At 58.3% G+C, this 16,422-nt stretch carries 13 protein-coding genes; 6 read left to right on the top strand and 7 right to left on the bottom strand.

Going from position 1 to position 16,422, the window contains the following annotated elements; translation table 11 throughout:
* Positions 1-244: 244 nt before the first annotated feature.
* Entirely contained in the window at positions 245-1,489 is a 1,245-nt protein-coding gene (locus KSX58_RS09170; protein ID WP_042989992.1) for an extracellular solute-binding protein, read from the bottom strand.
* A 238-nt stretch (positions 1,490-1,727) separates the two neighbouring features.
* On the opposite strand from KSX58_RS09170, the gene KSX58_RS09165 reads away from it, so the two are divergent.
* Both KSX58_RS09165 and malQ read left to right on the top strand, forming a co-directional pair.
* Complete coding sequence (locus tag KSX58_RS09165) at positions 1,728-3,359, top strand: alpha-amylase family glycosyl hydrolase (RefSeq protein WP_217736199.1); 1,632 nt, start codon at positions 1,728-1,730, stop codon at positions 3,357-3,359.
* Positions 3,360-3,645: 286 nt separating this feature from the next.
* The gene (gene malQ, locus KSX58_RS09160; protein WP_217736198.1) at positions 3,646-5,814 is read left to right on the top strand and encodes a 4-alpha-glucanotransferase; all 2,169 of its coding nucleotides are present in this window, start codon (positions 3,646-3,648) and stop codon (positions 5,812-5,814) included.
* Positions 5,815-5,930: 116 nt separating this feature from the next.
* Here the strand turns inward: malQ and KSX58_RS09155 are convergent, their stop codons facing one another.
* Positions 5,931-7,679 (bottom strand): alpha-amylase family glycosyl hydrolase, encoded by a 1,749-nt coding sequence (locus KSX58_RS09155; RefSeq protein WP_038444982.1) that lies wholly within the window; start codon positions 7,677-7,679, stop codon positions 5,931-5,933.
* A gap of 371 nt (positions 7,680-8,050) precedes the next feature.
* Between KSX58_RS09155 and KSX58_RS09150 the strand changes: the two genes are divergently transcribed.
* On the top strand, positions 8,051-8,653 hold the full coding sequence (locus KSX58_RS09150) for a YesL family protein (protein WP_195394413.1): 603 nt from the start codon (positions 8,051-8,053) through the stop codon (positions 8,651-8,653).
* A 199-nt stretch (positions 8,654-8,852) separates the two neighbouring features.
* On the opposite strand, the gene KSX58_RS09145 is transcribed toward KSX58_RS09150, so the two are convergent.
* The gene (locus tag KSX58_RS09145) at positions 8,853-9,695 is read right to left on the bottom strand and encodes a carbohydrate ABC transporter permease (RefSeq protein WP_011743860.1); all 843 of its coding nucleotides are present in this window, start codon (positions 9,693-9,695) and stop codon (positions 8,853-8,855) included.
* Complete coding sequence (locus tag KSX58_RS09140) at positions 9,692-10,546, bottom strand: carbohydrate ABC transporter permease (protein WP_021912815.1); 855 nt, start codon at positions 10,544-10,546, stop codon at positions 9,692-9,694. The genes KSX58_RS09145 and KSX58_RS09140 overlap by 4 nt, the downstream gene beginning before the upstream one ends.
* A 363-nt stretch (positions 10,547-10,909) precedes the next feature.
* On the opposite strand from KSX58_RS09140, the gene KSX58_RS09135 reads away from it, so the two are divergent.
* Positions 10,910-11,923, top strand: coding sequence for a LacI family DNA-binding transcriptional regulator (locus KSX58_RS09135; RefSeq protein WP_151912123.1), 1,014 nt, complete (start codon positions 10,910-10,912; stop codon positions 11,921-11,923).
* A gap of 173 nt (positions 11,924-12,096) precedes the next feature.
* Here KSX58_RS09135 and KSX58_RS09130 read toward each other — a convergent pair whose 3' ends face one another.
* Positions 12,097-13,446, bottom strand: coding sequence for an ABC transporter substrate-binding protein (locus KSX58_RS09130; protein ID WP_042990041.1), 1,350 nt, complete (start codon positions 13,444-13,446; stop codon positions 12,097-12,099).
* Between the two features lie 308 nt (positions 13,447-13,754).
* On the bottom strand, positions 13,755-14,459 hold the full coding sequence (locus KSX58_RS09125; RefSeq protein ID WP_035011415.1) for a histidine phosphatase family protein: 705 nt from the start codon (positions 14,457-14,459) through the stop codon (positions 13,755-13,757).
* Positions 14,460-14,556: 97 nt separating this feature from the next.
* On the opposite strand from KSX58_RS09125, the gene KSX58_RS09120 reads away from it, so the two are divergent.
* Both KSX58_RS09120 and KSX58_RS09115 read left to right on the top strand, forming a co-directional pair.
* Positions 14,557-14,934, top strand: a complete 378-nt coding sequence (locus tag KSX58_RS09120; protein ID WP_003811300.1) for a DUF4235 domain-containing protein — start codon at positions 14,557-14,559, stop codon at positions 14,932-14,934.
* Positions 14,935-15,042: 108 nt separating this feature from the next.
* Positions 15,043-15,822: a nitroreductase family protein gene (locus tag KSX58_RS09115; protein ID WP_011743864.1), complete on the top strand. Its 780-nt coding sequence runs from the start codon at positions 15,043-15,045 to the stop codon at positions 15,820-15,822.
* Between the two features lie 129 nt (positions 15,823-15,951).
* On the opposite strand, the gene KSX58_RS09110 is transcribed toward KSX58_RS09115, so the two are convergent.
* The gene (locus tag KSX58_RS09110) at positions 15,952-16,203 is read right to left on the bottom strand and encodes a hypothetical protein (RefSeq protein ID WP_003811303.1); all 252 of its coding nucleotides are present in this window, start codon (positions 16,201-16,203) and stop codon (positions 15,952-15,954) included.
* Positions 16,204-16,422: the final 219 nt, after the last annotated feature.

Below are 16,422 nucleotides of genomic sequence, written 5' to 3'. Positions count from 1 at the left end.
CATTTCGACTGCCCTCTCATATGGATATTGAAAGATAAAAAAAGCTTTGCTCCCGGACAAGGGGAAGGAGAATTTAAAAACCTTGCCCGGGAATGCAAAGCTCGGAGGAGGAGTGAGCCACTATGCAAAGTGGAGAGAGACACCGCGACTCGAAGCGTCTCTCAAAGCTGCAGGATGGCTGGGGGGATTTGGCAGTGCCAACCACCTGCATTCTTCAGTTATTGGATTTTTAGAATTACTGATTTCACTCAGCGATCTTGCCACCGGCCTGCTTGACCCAATCCTGGTACTTGGCGGCAGCGTTGTCCTTGGTGATTTCCTTGTTGACCAGGGCCTTGCCGAAGGTTTCGGCCGGAGTCCACCAATCGTTCATGCCAGACAGACCGGACTGCAGGAGGGCGGTGTTGGCCATGGTGTCGGCCTGGGCCTTGGCTGCGACGTCGTCGGTGGTCAGATCAGACAGGGACTTGTCGGTCGGCGGGATGGCGCGCATCTCGTAGTGCAGCTTCTGAGCTTCGGTGGAGCCGAGGTAAGCCGCGAACTGAGCGGCGGCCTTCGGGTTCTTGGCGTTCGGGTTGTAAGCAGCGGCCTTGGTGGCGGCGAAGGACTTCATCTGCTTCTTCTGGCCGTTCACGGTGAAGGTCGGCAGAGAGGTGGCGGCGTAGTTGTCACCCAGGGCCTCCTTCACGTCCTTAGCGGACCAGGTACCGGAGAACAGCACGTCGGCGGAGCCATCCTTGATGGCTGCGAGGCCGGAAGCGCCATCGTCGTTGGAGAAGTTCGGGTTGGCGACCACATCAACCAGATAAGAGGTGATATCGGCGCCGTCCTTCGGGAAGACCATGCCTGCGTCAGCATCATTGCCCTTCTCGCCGAACAGGCTCAGGCCATCATAGAAGCCGTTGATGTACCAAGAATTCTGCAGGGAGAACGCGACCTTGGCCTTGGAAAGGATGGTATCGAAGTCCTTGGCCTCATCCTCGGTGATCTTGGACTTGTTGTAGTACATGAACCACGTGTTGTCGGTGTACGGCACGCCATAGAGCTTGCCATCGGTGCCGGTGACGGAGTTGACTTCGAGGTCGCCGTTCTGTTCCTTCACCTGCTTCTCAGCGTCGGTGCCCAGCTGGCCAATGGCCTTGGCGTCCATTAGAACACCCAACTGATCGGAAGCGAACATATAGACATCGGCCGCCGCGGACGGATCAGTGCTGACCTGCTTGGAAGCATCGCCTTCGGAGACCACGTCATTCTTCCACGTGATATTGTATTCCGGATGCGCCTTGGCGAAGTTCTCTTCGACCTTGCCCAGCCAGTTGGTGTCCTTGGCCTGGTCTTCCTGCGGGGCCCACACGCTCAGCGTGACGGCCTCGGTGGAGCCGGAAGCGTTCTTATCGCCACCGTCGGAGGAGCCACCGCACGCAGCGAGCGGAACCAGCATAGAAACGGCAGCAGTAAGTCCGATTGCCTTCTTCCAATCGATCTTCATTGATCTTCCTTTCCTCACATAACCTTGTGTTCCTCAACATCTCCGGTTAAATGGTACGGACCAAAACCCTGCATACGTTCACATCATCGTTCTTGGATGATTACCAACAACACTGGGGCCACCAAAAATGTATCAGTGATTGTTAGTGTAGCACGTTTCTGCCAACGTTTGCAATTCAGCGTTATGATTGTTTCAAAGAAACACCGCAAACCGCGAAATATCAAGGAGACACACCCTCATGCTTCCCCCCGCGAAACACCCCCACCCCAAATGGCTTGCCGACGCAATTTTTTATGAAATCTATCCACAGTCCTTCGTCGACTCCAATGGCGACGGCATCGGAGACATCCCCGGAATCACTTTAAAACTGGAATACATCAAGGATCTCGGATGCAACGCGATCTGGCTCAATCCCTGTTTCGACTCGCCATTCAAAGACGCCGGCTACGACGTGCGCGACTACAAAAAGGTGGCATCACGCTACGGCACCAACGACGATCTCATTGCGTTGTTCGACGCCGCCCACCGGCGCGACATGCACGTGATCCTCGATCTCGTGCCAGGCCACACCAGCGAGGAACACGAGTGGTTCCACCGCAGTTGCAAGGTCGAGCGAAACAATTATTCCGACCGCTACATCTGGACAGACTCATGGATCTCCGGTGGCGACGGACTGCCATTCATCGGCGGCGAATCGCCCCGCAACGGTACCTACATCTTGAACTTCTTCAAATGCCAGCCGGCGCTCAACTACGGTTTCGCGCACCCCGAACGTAGCTGGCAGAAGCCAGCCCTTGGTCCGGACGCGAAGGCCACTTGCGACGCGATGGTGGACGTCATGCGGTTCTGGCTTTCCCGTGGCGCAGACGGCTTCCGCGTGGATATGGCCGACAGCCTCGTCAAAAAGGACGATGAGGGCAAGCCTTACACCATCCGCACCTGGCAGTACATGTTCGCCCGGATCCGCCCGGCCTTCCCCGAAGCCGCGTTCGTTTCGGAATGGGGACGGCCAGAGGAGTCGATGGCCGCCGGCTTCGACATGGATTTCTATCTCGATTGGCGTTGGGACGGCGTTCCCAACGGCTACAACATGCTGTTGCGCAACGTGGACGACCCGTTGAGCCGCAAGGGCGACAAGAGCTATTTCAACGCCGATTCCGGCACGCCGATCAGCGAATTCCTGGACGAGTACGAGCCGCGTCTGCGCGAAGCGGAAACGGCCGACGGAAATTTTAATTTCATCACCTGCAACCACGACACCGCACGCGTGGCGCCGCGACTGTCGCAGCGCGAAATCGCCCTGGCATACTGCACGCTGTTCGCGATGCCGGGCGTGCCGTTCCTGTATTACGGCGACGAAATCGGCATGCGATACCGCGCACTGCCCGGCAAAGAAGGCGGCTACGTGCGCACCGGTTCGCGCACACCGATGCAGTGGGGTGCGAACGACGCATCCGGAGCACTTCACGTGTCCGATTCTGCAGAATCGGACACTCGGGCTGGCGATGTGACCGGTGGCAGCTACCTGCCCGCCGACCCGTCCGCCGACGCCCCGACCGTCGCCGCACAGCAGGCCGACGCCGAATCACTGTGGCATACGGTGCGCTCCATACTCCACGTCAAGGGGGAATGCGACGCCTTACGGTCGGGGGCTACGTTCCATGCAATCGAACGCGATAGAGTGTTCGTTTTCGAGCGTTCCACCCACCTGCAGAAGCTGATCATAGCCGTCAATCCAAGCCGCGATTGCAAAGCTTTGCAGTTACCAGATGGTAGTTATCGGACGATTTTCAGCATCGGCGAAAACGAAATTAGCGGCACTTCGCTGCGTCTAGGTCTGCAAAGCTTTGCAATTCTCGAAGCCGAGTAGCAGACGAGCAATGCCCCGTTGGAATAATCGTTTGCAATGCGGAGCGCTGCGCCTTCGTATTGCAAACGATAGTCAATATGGAAAAACAATTCCGGTTATCTATATTCCTGAAATTAGAGCAAAATCGCAATATAGCAACACTCTCTTACCGCAAAACACGCTTTGAAAACGATATCATACCGTGATATAGTTATCTTTGGTGCGAATGCCACCAGCATCGAAGCTGCGGCAATCGCAAGCAATGTAGCATGTCAGCCGTCACAAACGGCGCGGAAAGAAGGGACCTATGACACAGACCCAGCAGACCGAAAGCGCAGAACGCATCGCACGGCCTCTTATCCAGCTCGCCAAGCTCAATGGCATTTCCACGTCGTATATCGACCAGCTCGGCACCTATGTGGAAATCCGCGACGAAGTGCTCGTCTCCGTATTGGCCGCACTCGGCGTGGACGCATCCAGCGACGAAGCGATCACCGCCTCCTATGCGGCGACCCAGCAGCGCATCGCAGACACACTTGTTGAGCCGACCGTCGTGAAGTTCATCGGCAAGGAAGCCGTCACGCCAATCCGCGCGAAAGGAAACGACGTGGCGCTGAAGCTGACGTTGGAAGACGGCACGGAATATGCGGGCGATCTGACCGCGTATCTGACGGGCTCGAACGCAGATGACGGCTCGCTGCAACTGACGCTGCCGGACGATATTCCCGCCGGCTACCACACGCTGGCCGTCGATGCCGGCCCGCTGCACGCCGAAGCCGCGCTGATCTGCGCACCGGCACGCATCGAACTGCCGCCAGCAGTAGCGGAAAAGCAACGTTGGGGCTGGATGGCACAGATGTATTCCATCCGTTCCGCTGAATCCTGGGGCGTGGGCGACTATGGCGATCTGAAGCTGCTGCTGTCCGACGCGGCAACGAAATCGCATGCCGATTTCATGCTTATCAACCCGATTCACGCCACCGCGCCGGTGCCGCCGCTGGAGCCGTCGCCGTATCTTCCCGAATCGCGTCGTTTTCTCAATGTGACGTACATCCGTCCGCAGGATATCGCTGAATATGCGGAACTCAACGAGGCGGACCAGGCCGAAGTGGCGCGTCTGCACGCGGAAGTCTCGCCAGCCAACGACAGTATCGAGCCGCTCGACATCAATTCCGCTTGGTGGCACAAGCGCCAGGCGCTGCAGCTTGTGTACAACGTGCCGCGTTCCGTCGAGCGTCAGGCCGCGTTCGACGCGTTCAAGGAGGCCGCGGGTCCGGATCTGCGCGCGTTCGCCGCATGGTCGGTGGCGTTCCAGGTGTGGGGCGCGCCGTGGGAAGGCACGTGGTTCAAGGACACGAACCGCGATTCGCCTGAAGTGGTGGAGCTCATGCGCGAGCACGCCGATATGGTCGATTTCGAATGCTGGCTGCAGTGGATCGCCGACGAGCAGGTGACAGCCGCGCAGAACGCCGCCCGTGACAGCGGTATGGCACTCGGCCTCATGCAGGATATGGCCGTGGGCGTGCACTCGCTCGGCGCGGACGTGTGGTGGAATCCGGAACGTTTCGCAGTAGGCAGCGTAACCGTGGGCTGCCCACCGGACTTCTACAACCAGCAGGGTCAGGATTGGGGCCAGCCGCCGTTCAATCCGAATTATCTGGCCAAAACTGGTTATGGCGTGTACCGCGAGATGGTGCACAACATGTTCTCGCACGCGGGCGCGGTGCGCATCGACCATGTACTCGGCCTATTCCGTCTGTGGTGGATTCCGCAGGGCGAAGGCGCGCGCGGTGGCGCGTACGTTACGTACGACTATGAGGCGATGATCGCGATCCTGACCATTGAAGCGTCCCGCGTGAACGGTTTGGTGGTCGGCGAGGATCTGGGCACCGTGCCTGATTACGTACGCACGGTACTCGGCGAGCACGGCCTGCTGGGCTGCATGGTGGAATGGTTCGCCCGCGTGGACGACTCCCCCAACGCCGGCGACCCGTACGCCGATCCGTCCACGTACCGCAAGTACGCGCTGGCTTCCGTCACCACGCACGACCTGCCGCCGACCGCCGGCTACCTGCAGTTCGAGCACGTCAAGCTGCGCGAACAGCTGCACCTGCTGTCCGGCCCGGTCGAGGAGTTCCAGGCTTCCGCCACCGACGAACGCGACGCGATGATGGACCGTCTCGTGGAGTCCGGCCTGATCACGCCGGAAGTGGCGGGCGATGTGGAAGGCCACATCCAGGAAATCGTCGAGGCGATGCACAAGATGCTGCTCAAGTCGCCGTCCGTGCTGCTGCAGGCCGCGCTGGTGGATGGCGTGGGCGAGACGCGCACGCAGAACCAGCCGGGCACGTCCAGTGAATACTCCAACTGGCGTGTGCCGCTGGCAGGCCCGGACCTCAAGGTGGTGCACACCGATGAGGTGTTCGATCTGCCGCGTGTGCAATCGCTTGCCGCCATCATGAACGGCGAGAAGTAGCGTTTAGACTTACCATTCCCCTTTCCTTACAAACCAAAATTCCGGTCCTCCTTGTGGAGGGCCGGAATTTTTCATATATGCAAGGCGATTTGGGAGCGGCCAGGTTCAGCGGTCGATCAGCCCAGCAGCAGCCAGACTGAGGCGTCGCTATCCAGCTTGCCATCGTCCGTCAACGGCACGGAATTGGCGATGGCGACCGCATCGTCCGGCAGGGCGATCGGCTCGTCGCCGAAATTGGTGACGGACAGGAATCGACGGCCTTCCGTGGCCGGACGCGAGTAGGCGACCACCGTATCGCCCATGTCCAGCAGGTCGGCGGACGTGTCTCCGGTTGCCGTCAGCACCGTCTGTCGCAACTGCAACAGCTTGCGGTACAAGTGCAGCATGGAACCGTTGTCATCGGCCTCGACGTCGGCCGCGAAATCCTTGAACCAGGCCGGCTGCGGCAGGTGCGCGTCGGCGGAATCGCCCTGCTCCGGGCCGAAACCGAACGTGCCGCCGGTGATGAAGTCCGGGCTCCACGAAGCCGGTTCGCCGCAATCGGCAGCCTTCCACGGCATCGGCACACGGCACCCGTCACGACCCTTGTCGGTGAAGTTGCGACGGGTGTTGAACGGCGTCGGATCCTCAAGACGATCCCACGGAATGTTCGCCACTTCGAACAGGCCCAGTTCCTCGCCCTGATACACGTAGGCGGAACCCGGCAGGCCCAGTTCCATCAGCGCGGCTGCGCGGGCGCGACGGGTGCCGAGCTCACGATTCTCGCGGTAGGTCTCTCCGTCACGCAACAGCCAATCGTGCGCCAGCTGGTGGTACGGAGCATCCTTCACCTGCGGCAGACCGAAACGCGACGGACTGCGCGGCACATCGTGGTTGTTCATAACCCACGTCGTGGTGGAACCGTGCGTTTCCTCGGCGGCGCGCAAGCCGTCAGCAATGGCCGTACGGAACTCGTCGGCGAACCAGTTGGCTTCGGCGAACTCGAAATTGAACACCTGGCCGAGCTCGTCGGTGGACGCGTACAGATGCTGCGATTCGGCCTTCACCCACGCCTCGCCGACGGCGAAACGCGGCGGATTGTACTCGTTGAACACCTGACGCCATTCGCGGTAGATGTCGTGCACTTCCGGACGATCCCACAGCGGGCTGAACGCGCCGTCCGCCGGCAGCACATGCTGCACCGCGGCCGGATCCATGTCGGCCAGCGGCACGGAATCGAGGTCCTTGGCCAAGCCGTGCGCCACGTCGATGCGGAAGCCGTCGGTGCCGTGGTCGGACCAGAATCTCAACGTTTTCTTGAATTCCTCGTGCACGTCCGGATTCTTCCAATTCAGATCCGGCTGCTCCTTGGCGAACATGTGCAGGTACCACTGTCCGTCATCGACCTGCTGCCACGCCGGGCCGCCGAACAGCGACTGCCAGTCGTTCGGCGGCAGCTCGCCGTGCTCGCCGCGGCCTTCGCGGAAGATGTAGCGGTCGCGTGCGGCCGAACCTCGGCCGGCGGCGAGCGCCTCGATGAACATCTTGTGCTTGTTGGACGTGTGGTTCGGCACGATGTCGACGATCACCTTGATGCCGGCTTCATGCGCGGCGGCGGCCATCGCGTCGAAATCGGCCATGGTGCCGAGGCGCGGGTCCACGTTGCGGTAGTCGATCACGTCGTAGCCGCCGTCGGCCAGGTCGGACGGGTAGAACGGGCTCAGCCAGATCGCGTCGATGCCGAGATTCTTCAGGTAATCCATTTTCTCGGTGACGCCGGCGATGTCTCCCAACCCGTCGCCGTTCACGTCTTTGAAGCTGCGCGGGTAGATCTGGTAGACGACGGCTTGCTTCCACCAATCGTCACGCATGTTGTTCGCGGTCATTATGCCCCTTTCGTCTGTGCCTGCAACCGTTGTACCGCTGACAACGATAGCATTGCAGGGCGTCTGCTGCGGGGGCGCGCGGGCAATCGCGTTTCCGTTTGCGCAGACCGGCCGGCGGTGCGATCGTTCGTGCCGTCGTTCGCGCTGCGCAAACCATCAGATCGTGTCGCCGACCGCACGACCGACCGCGCCACACAAACCGGTCAGCCGCATCGCCGTTCGTACAGCCGAACGCGCCGCACAAACCGACCGACCACACGATCGACCGCACGGCGCAAACCGGCCAATCGCAAGATGGCGTGCGTCGAGTAGAATCGCAAGAAGATCCGACTTGCATACGTTGCTATACGGATGCCATACGAAAGGCGATTATGAAGTTCCTCTCCCCCGATTCCGGCTTTATGCGCGGCCTGAGCGACGCCGTCGACGTGATCTGGATCAACATTCTGATGCTCGTCACCAGCATTCCGATCATCACGATCGGCGCGGCACTGACCGCCGGCCACGACGCCGTCCGTCGCACGCTGTCCGGCGAAGGCACGGCGACGCGCAATTATTTCAAGTCGTTCCGTTCGAATTTTGCGAAATCGACCGGCTATTGGCTGATTTTCGGCACGACCGGCACGCTGTGCGTCTACTCGTGGATCGTGCTGCAGATCACGCCGCTGCTCATTCCGAAATTCGCGTTGACGATTGTGTGGCTCATCGGTTTTGAATGGGTGTGGGCGTTGCAGGCACGGTTCGAGAACTCGTTTTGGCGCACGCTTGGCAACGCTTTTGTGTTCGGCGTGAGCAACATCGGCCACACGTTGGCATTGGTTGCGATCGACGCGGTGTACGTGGCGCTGCTCGTGGCCAGCTGGGTTTACATGCCGCAGGGCCTGTTCCTGCTGCTCATACTGGGGTATGGCACGATGCTGATGCTGCATTCGCCGATTCTCGAGCATGTCTTCCGCAAGTACATCAGCAAGTAATTAGGCACGAAAAAAGGGACTGATTCGCATCAGTCCCTTAAATTTTTCTGGGTGAAAATCAGCCCTTCACCGCGCCGCCTTCGGCCCTGCAATTAAGGACCGCGCTACGCGCGGGCTCAACGTTACCCTCGCGGCATAGCCGCTCGGGCTGGAGCCTGGGAACAGCGCACTGCGCTGTTCCCTAAGGGCTGATCGAAGATCAGCCCTTAACGGCTCCAGCCATAACACCCTTCACGATGTACTTCTGGCAGATCAGGTAGAAGATGATGATCGGGATGATGGCCATAACTAGGCATGCCATCATGGCGCCCATATCCACGGAACCATAGCCGCCCTTCAGATACTGCACCGCCACGGAAATGGTCTTGTACTTGCTCAAATCGAGCGTCAGGTACGGCAGCAGGTAGTCGTTCCAAATCCACATGGCCTGCAGAATAGCCACGGACACAATGGACGGCTTCATGATCGGCACCACGATCTGGAAGAAGATGCGCGGCACGGAAGCGCCGTCGATCATGGCGGATTCTTCCAGCGATTCCGGAATGCCCTTAACCACACCGGTGAAGATGAACACGGCCAGACCAGCGCCGAAGCCCAGATACACGAAGCACAGACCCCACGGGGTGTTGAGCTTGAGCATATCGGCCAGCTTGGAGAGGGTGAACATGACCATCTGGAACGGTACAATCATGTTGAACAGGAACAACGTGTACAGCAGCTTTGCAGCCCAGTTGTTCACGCGGACGATCCACCATGCGCACATCGAAGTGCACACCAGAATCAGCGCCACGGAACCGACAGTGATGAGCAGGGTCCAGCCGAAGCTGGCGAAGAAGTTCGTGGTTTCGAGGCCACGCGTATAGTTTTCAAGTCCAACGAACGCCTTACCGGTCGGCAGGGAGAACGCGTTACGAGAAATATACGCCTTCTGCTTGAAAGAGTTGATGATCACCAGCACGATCGGGAAGATCCACGCCAGCGAAACCACCGCGAACAGTACGGACCACAGTGCGCCGTGCTTGACTTTTTCTCCGGAGTTCATGCCTCCACCTCCTTGCTCGTGGTGAGCTTGTTCTGGATGAGCGCCACGATGGCCACCAGAATGAAGAACAGCACTGCCTTCGCTTGGCCGACGCCTTCCCAGCCCATACGGCCATAGAACGTGCGGGTAATGTTCATTGCCAGACCTTCAGACATGTTCGACGGAGCGCCGTTGGTCAATGCAAGGTTCTGATCGTACAGCTTGAAGCCGTTGGTGACGCACAGGAACGAGCATACGGTGATCGACGGCATCATCAGCGGAATGATGATCTTGAACATGGTCTGGGTGCCGTTTGCGCCGTCCACGGAAGCCGCTTCGAGCACGTCGGTCGGCAGCGACTGCATGCCTGCGATGTAGATAATCATCATATAGCCGATCTGCTGCCAGCACACCAAGATGACCAAGCCCCAGAAGCCGTAGGTTGCGCTATACGTCAACGCGCGGCCCCAGTGAGCGAGAATGCCGTTGAGCAGCAGCATCCAGATGTAGCCCAGGATAATGCCACCGATGAGGTTCGGCATGAAGAACACCGAACGGAAGATGTTGGAGCCCTTGATGGCCTTGGTCAGCATGTATGCGATGGCGAACGCGACTACGTTGATCACGATCGTCGTGATGATGGTCAGTGCCGTCGAGAAGCCCAGCGCGTGCAGGAACTCCTTATCGGCAAAAGCCCTCTTGTAGTTTTTCAGACCGACGAATTCGGCGTCGGTGACGGTGGTGAACTTGCAGAAGCTCAGATACACACCCATGATGAACGGGATCACAAACCCGATGATGAACGCGGCGAACGTTGGCAGCGCGAAGAGCGCCCACCACTTTCGTATCGCCTTGCCAGCCATGCTGATCATAGCCTGCCTGCTTTCTTTCCTTCTCCATTCCGCGTACCGCGTCAACGCGGGCGGGAATTCCATTCCCCAGAGGAACCATCCACAGCATTGTTTCCTGTTTCTCCAGTGCTTACATCAGTCATGATAAACGGCATGACTGCAAATGTCAAACGTTGTCATTTTCGTATGTCACGCACGGCAAAATATGAAACGTTGTCACCAAAACCATCTCTAGAGAACGCTTATATTCCACGCAATGCCCAACTACCACCGCTTTATGAAAACGTTTGTAATGAATAAGTTGCAAATTGGACAAGAACACGGTCTTAATGGTGAGGGGAGGTAGCATTACATTATTCAAGCAATCACTGTACAGGGGACTCGATGAAAAGCAGTAGCATTCAGGATGTTGCGCAACTCGCGCACGTGTCCATTTCCACCGTCTCTCGTTCCTTCACGCGCCCTGACCTGGTGTCGAAAGCCACCAGAGACAAGGTGATGAAGGCCGCGGACAAGCTGAATTTCTCCATCTCGCGTTCTGCCGCGGCCTTGAAAACCGGCCGTGCGCTGCGTATCGCGGTACTCGTCTCAGGCCGGCTCAACCTATGGTTCAGCTCCTCCATCATCGAAGGTCTGAACGAGGTCTTCCACGATGAGGGCTACGACATCTCCATCTACCAGATGTCCAGCACCGAGGAACGCAGCGAGTTCTTCGACATGCTGCCGGTGCGCCGCAACGTCGACGCCGTGATCGTCATTTCCTTCGACATCGCCAGCAACGAAATCGAACAGCTCAGGTCGATCGACGTGCCGATCATCGGCATCAACTCAAGCCTGCCGGAAGAACGCGGCTTCAACGCCGCCGTCCGCATCGACGACAAGCAGGGTTCGGAACTCGCCGCACGCCATCTGATGACGCTTGGCCACCGCGACATCGTCTACATCCGTTCCGACCGCGAAGTGACGCTGCACTTCAGCGTGCAGGGCCGTTACGAATCGTTCATGGCATGCTGCCAGGCCAACGGCGTCGAACCGCGCGTGCTTGTCACCGACGCTGGCAGGAACAGGATCAGCAAGGTCGTGACGCAGCTGCTCAGCCTCGACCACATGCCGACGGCCATCGCCTGCCAGGAGGATGGCATCGCGGTGCCGCTGCTGTTCCAGCTGGAACGCAACGGTTTCACCGTGCCGAACGACATCTCCATCATCGGTTACGACGACAGCGTCTACGCGCGCGACCTCGGCCTGACCACCATCCGTCAGACCCCTGTCGAGATGGCCCGCGAAGCGGCCCGCATGACACTCGCGCTAATCGAGAAGCAGCCGCTCGACGAACCGTTCAAGACGTTCCCCGCGCAGCTGATCGTCCGTTCGACCACCGCTCGTCTGCATAGCTGATTTTCCGGCAACATACAGCGAACGTAGCGACATACACGAAGGGCCGTCATCGCAAGTAATTACGATGACGGCCCTTCGTGTATGTCGTCACAACCAACTGCGGCCGAGAGAAGGAAAGGAAAAACTCTCGGCCGCAGTTGTTCTATTCAGTTATTGGTTTGATCAAGCGGTGATCAGTGAACAGCGTCGTACTCGGTCTTCCAACCGTCCACGAACGCCTTCTTGACTGCGTTCCAGTCGCCGGTGCCCTGAGCGTACTCAAGGAGGGCGGAACCAAGCTTGTTCTTCCACTCTTCGGACGGCATCATGGTGAAGTTCCAAGAGACTGCAGTCTTGCCGGAGTTCTGATCTTCAACAGCGGCCTGCACCAGCGGATTGTCGGACTTGACATCGCTGAAGGACTTGAACGGAGTGGTGAAGCCCATGTCGCTGGACAGAGACTTGATGCCAGTCTTGCTGGTGACGACCCACTTCAGGAAGTCCTTGGTGGCCTTCTTATCCGCGTCGGAAGCCTTGGAGTTAATGCACCAGTAGTTCTCGGAACCGGTGGCCAGACCCTGCTTCTCTTCGCCCTTGACGCCGATGTAAATCGGGAGCATGCCGAGGGAGTCGGCCTTCATGCCAGCCTTCTGCAGATCGGTCCATGCCCAAGTGCCGTTCTGATAGAACGCAGCCTCGCCGAGGGAGAACTCGGAGGTAGAATCATCACCGGTCTTGGAGCTCAGCTGGGTCGGCTCGGTGGTGGAGTCCTTCAGATACAAATCGAAGATGTTCTTATATTCCGGCAGATAGGTGCCCTTGATGGTCTCCGGCTGCTTGGTGACGTTGTCATCCTTGAACTCATAGTAAAGCGGCAGGTTAGCCAAATGGGTCTTGAAACGCCAGTCGGAGCTGGAATCGAAACCGGCGGAGGTGAACGCGCCCTTGACACCAAGCTGGTCCTTCTTAGCCTGGATGTCATCGGCCACGGCCTTCAAGGTATCGAAGTTGTCGATGTCATCGACGCTCTTGATCTTGGCGCCGTCAGTGGCAATGTACTTGGCCAGCAGATCCTTGTTGTAGATCAGGCCATAAGTCTCCATGGCATACGGAACACCGACGACCTTATCCCCATCCTTGAGGGCGACATCCTTGTTGATAAGCTGCTTGTACGGCTCAGTATCGGACATGTCTTCGGTGTAGGACGACCAGTTCTGGTAGCCGACAGGGCCGTTGACCTGGAACAAGGTCGGAGCCTCGGACTTGGCGATCTCGGACTTCAAAGTCTGTTCGTATGTACCGGAAGCAGCGGTCTGGACCTTGACCTCGACACCGGTTTCCTTGGTGTAATCCTTGGCCAGCTTCTTCCATTCGTCGCTGGATTCCGGCTTGAAGTTAAGGAAGTACACCTTGCCCTTGCCGTTATCGGAACTTGAGCTAGAACCACCGCAAGCAGCCAACGTGCCAACAGACATTGCCGCGATAGCGACCATTCCAACTGCTGCCTTAATAGTACGATTCATCATCGAACCTTTCTCTTCCATTCCTGTTCCCAGCTTCTCGTTGGGAAACAATTTGCGGTATCGCGTCATCACGATTCCTAACAACCACTATTATGCCGCATTCCCCCGATTTTTGCAAACGTAGGCAAAATGAATTCAAAAGTCAGACGTCATACCATCGAAAGAAATCCCGAAAATCATTTATTTTCAATACTTTTAGAGAGCATACTTTTATGCAAGCGTTTGCGACACGCCGCAGCAAAGTGGCAAGTCATGCATGCAATAAAGAGGCGGTTCCAAGGAGGGACCGCCATAATATTCAGCGATATCAAATAGTTCCGTTCAATAATTCAGCAATTCCAATGTTCGATGACATTGTCACCTTTATATTGGCTTAATACACAATAATGCGCAGTGTCCAATCGCAGCAACCGCGCGAAATGCGGATCAACACCGAGCCATTGCGACGTCAAGATACGAAGAACGTGCGCATGCGCCACCAGCAGCACATCGTTTCCAGCGTCGAGCAACGGTTTGACCGTGGCGATCGCCTCACGTGTGCGCGCCGCAGCTTCCTCCACCGTCTCACCCGGACCGTTGTGCACGGGCACCTGCTCGCCGTTCGGCAAAGTTTCAATCCAATCGCCTTCCAACGATTCGGGAAGTGCCTGCGGACCGTCGCGCCACACATCCCAAGCGAAACCGCCCACCGCACTCACTTCCTGGCGCGTACGCCCTTCGGCACGGCCGTAATCCCATTCCGCGATTTCAGGGAGCACATCGAAATCGCCATATCCGGCCAGCTGCGCCGTCTGCTGGGCTCTGCGCAACGGACTGGCGAACATGCACCCCTGCGCGAAACCCTGGGGAAACGCCTCACGCAACCGTTCGCCGGCGGCACGAGCCTGATCGCAGCCAATGTCAGTCAACGGAATATTGGTGCGGCCGGTGTGCTGTCCGGATTCGCTCCACACGGTCTGCCCGTGACGCAGCAGCACCAAGCGGCCGGGGGTGATTGCGGAAGCGGCATTGCCTCCCAGTTGAGTTTCAGTCATGTCTCTACTCTAGCCGACGCAAGCTGCGTTTTCATCCCATTCCGCCACGTGTCCCGCACATATTCCGGCATGTTTTCCGACGCGTTACACTGGTTTCATGAGTGAAATGCCGAATATGGAATCCAGTGCGGACCGCGTGGTGGCGGCCCTGCACACCGTCGACGAGAAGGTGAATGCGATGCGCGACCAGAGACTGAACGATCCCGATTCATTTGGCGATAAGATTTTCAAGTCCGTCGTGCCCACGTTGGCCGGACTGGTGCTCGGCAAGGCGTTCGAGATGGTGTGGAAGAAAAGCGTCGGCCGCAAGGCCGTCCGTGCCGACGGTACCAAGAACGAGGCTGCGGAAGCGGCGCTCGGCATCGTATTCGCCGTGGTTTCCGCCGGTTTCGGCGCGCTCGTATCGCAACTGTCCGGCCGCGGGTCGAAGGCGATTGTGGACAGGCGGCACGCACGGCAGGCGCATCGCAAGTAAATACGTCGCAAATATCGCAAAGCAGTCTCAAGTAGATATGTTCTCACAGGGAGACGGATTTAGCCCGATTCCCTTGCAAAATCGCGCCGCGCGGACAACAATGGCGGTATGAGCAACATTCTTCATAACGCAACCGTCGACACTCTGCTGGAGCGTCGTTCCATCCGTAAATTCAAGCCGAAGCCGCTGCCGGACGACGTCGTCGAAACGTTGGAGACCGTGGCGCAGCATGCGGCGAGCAGCCAGTTCCTGAACGACTGGTCCGCCATCCGCGTCACCGAGCCAGCCGCCAAGAAGCGCCTCGCCGAAATCGGCGGGCAGCCGTATATCGCGACCGCGCCGCTGCTGTACGTGTTCGTGCTGGACGAGCATCGCAATGCCGCGATCGCCGCACGTAAGGGCGTGGAAGTGGCGTCCGACGCGTTCACGCTCAATGGCAGCTATCGTTTCACGCAGGCGCAGAACGACGCGGTTCTGGCACTGCACGCGATGGAGACGGCCGCGTACTCGCTCGGCTTGGGTTGCGTGATTCTCGGCTCGCTGCTCAACGATGTTCCCGCGCTGATCGACCTACTGAATCTGCCCGAATACACGTACCCGGTGCTGGGCATTGCGATCGGCAAGCCCGATCAGGAGCCGGCCGTCAAGCCGCGTATGCCGCGTTCCATGCAGTTCTTCGAGAACGAGTATCCAAGTAGCGATGAGAAGCTGCTGTCCGGCTTGGATTCGTTCGACGCCGAAGTGCACAAGTATTACGATTTGCGCGATACCGAACGGCCGGTGGACGCGTTCAGCGACCAGATTGCGGCAAATGCGATCGACGAGGGCGTGAACGCCAAGGCCGTTGCCGTGCAGGCGAAGCGACAGGGCTTCCGTTTGGAGCGGTAGACCGTATACACGTATCTTTGAGGTTGATACAGCAAGGCCCGGTGGATTGCAATGAATCCGCCGGGCCTTGGTTTTATATGTTGCCTTATTCTCGGTATTGTCCTGTTATGCCCTGCTATTGCTCTGCTATTACCTTCTGCGGGGCTTGTAGCCCTTCTTGCGGGAATGTGGCTTGAGCTGCTGGTTAAGCGGAACATGCATGTAGCTGGATTGTGGATCGCGATGCGTGAGATGCCAAGTACCGCAGAAATCGCAACGGTATACCCAAAGCTCAGTGCCGCGTTCGCGCCAACTCTGGTCGGCGGCCTGCTGAGCCGTTGCCTTGTCGTGATACATAATCTTGTTCGACTCGGTGCAACGTTTGGGTACGAAGTAATGCATAGTTGCCCAGTCTATAAACCCATTGCGATAAAACGCTTGAGCTCTACTTGTGTTCAGGGATAAAAAATGGGGGTTCCCGGAGCGACGCCCGCCGGGAACCCCGAAAAGAGAGCATAAAAAAAGGGGCCTCCCGGGAGCCAAAGGCTCGACCGGGAGGCCCAACATGTGAAGCGGCGGCGTGCTACTCTCCCACACCCTCTCGAGTGCAGTACCATCGCC

Origin of the sequence: Bifidobacterium sp. MSK.17.10, from assembly GCF_019129655.1 — a bacterium.
Taxonomy (GTDB): domain Bacteria; phylum Actinomycetota; class Actinomycetes; order Actinomycetales; family Bifidobacteriaceae; genus Bifidobacterium; species Bifidobacterium adolescentis.
Note: the sequence above shows the minus strand (reverse complement) of the source record. Positions and strands in the feature narration are given on the sequence as shown.

Bases quoted from the DNA above. Each gene is read 5' to 3' on its own strand.
- KSX58_RS09170 (WP_042989992.1), bottom strand. From the start codon at position 1,489: ATGAAGATCGATTGGAAGAAGGCAATCGGACTTACTGCTGCCGTTTCT.
- KSX58_RS09165 (WP_217736199.1), top strand. From the start codon at position 1,728: ATGCTTCCCCCCGCGAAACACCCCCACCCCAAATGGCTTGCCGACGCA.
- malQ (WP_217736198.1), top strand. From the start codon at position 3,646: ATGACACAGACCCAGCAGACCGAAAGCGCAGAACGCATCGCACGGCCT.
- KSX58_RS09155 (WP_038444982.1), bottom strand. From the start codon at position 7,679: ATGACCGCGAACAACATGCGTGACGATTGGTGGAAGCAAGCCGTCGTC.
- KSX58_RS09150 (WP_195394413.1), top strand. From the start codon at position 8,051: ATGAAGTTCCTCTCCCCCGATTCCGGCTTTATGCGCGGCCTGAGCGAC.
- KSX58_RS09145 (WP_011743860.1), bottom strand. From the start codon at position 9,695: ATGAACTCCGGAGAAAAAGTCAAGCACGGCGCACTGTGGTCCGTACTG.
- KSX58_RS09140 (WP_021912815.1), bottom strand. From the start codon at position 10,546: ATGATCAGCATGGCTGGCAAGGCGATACGAAAGTGGTGGGCGCTCTTC.
- KSX58_RS09135 (WP_151912123.1), top strand. From the start codon at position 10,910: ATGAAAAGCAGTAGCATTCAGGATGTTGCGCAACTCGCGCACGTGTCC.
- KSX58_RS09130 (WP_042990041.1), bottom strand. From the start codon at position 13,446: ATGGAAGAGAAAGGTTCGATGATGAATCGTACTATTAAGGCAGCAGTT.
- KSX58_RS09125 (WP_035011415.1), bottom strand. From the start codon at position 14,459: ATGACTGAAACTCAACTGGGAGGCAATGCCGCTTCCGCAATCACCCCC.
- KSX58_RS09120 (WP_003811300.1), top strand. From the start codon at position 14,557: ATGAGTGAAATGCCGAATATGGAATCCAGTGCGGACCGCGTGGTGGCG.
- KSX58_RS09115 (WP_011743864.1), top strand. From the start codon at position 15,043: ATGAGCAACATTCTTCATAACGCAACCGTCGACACTCTGCTGGAGCGT.
- KSX58_RS09110 (WP_003811303.1), bottom strand. From the start codon at position 16,203: ATGCATTACTTCGTACCCAAACGTTGCACCGAGTCGAACAAGATTATG.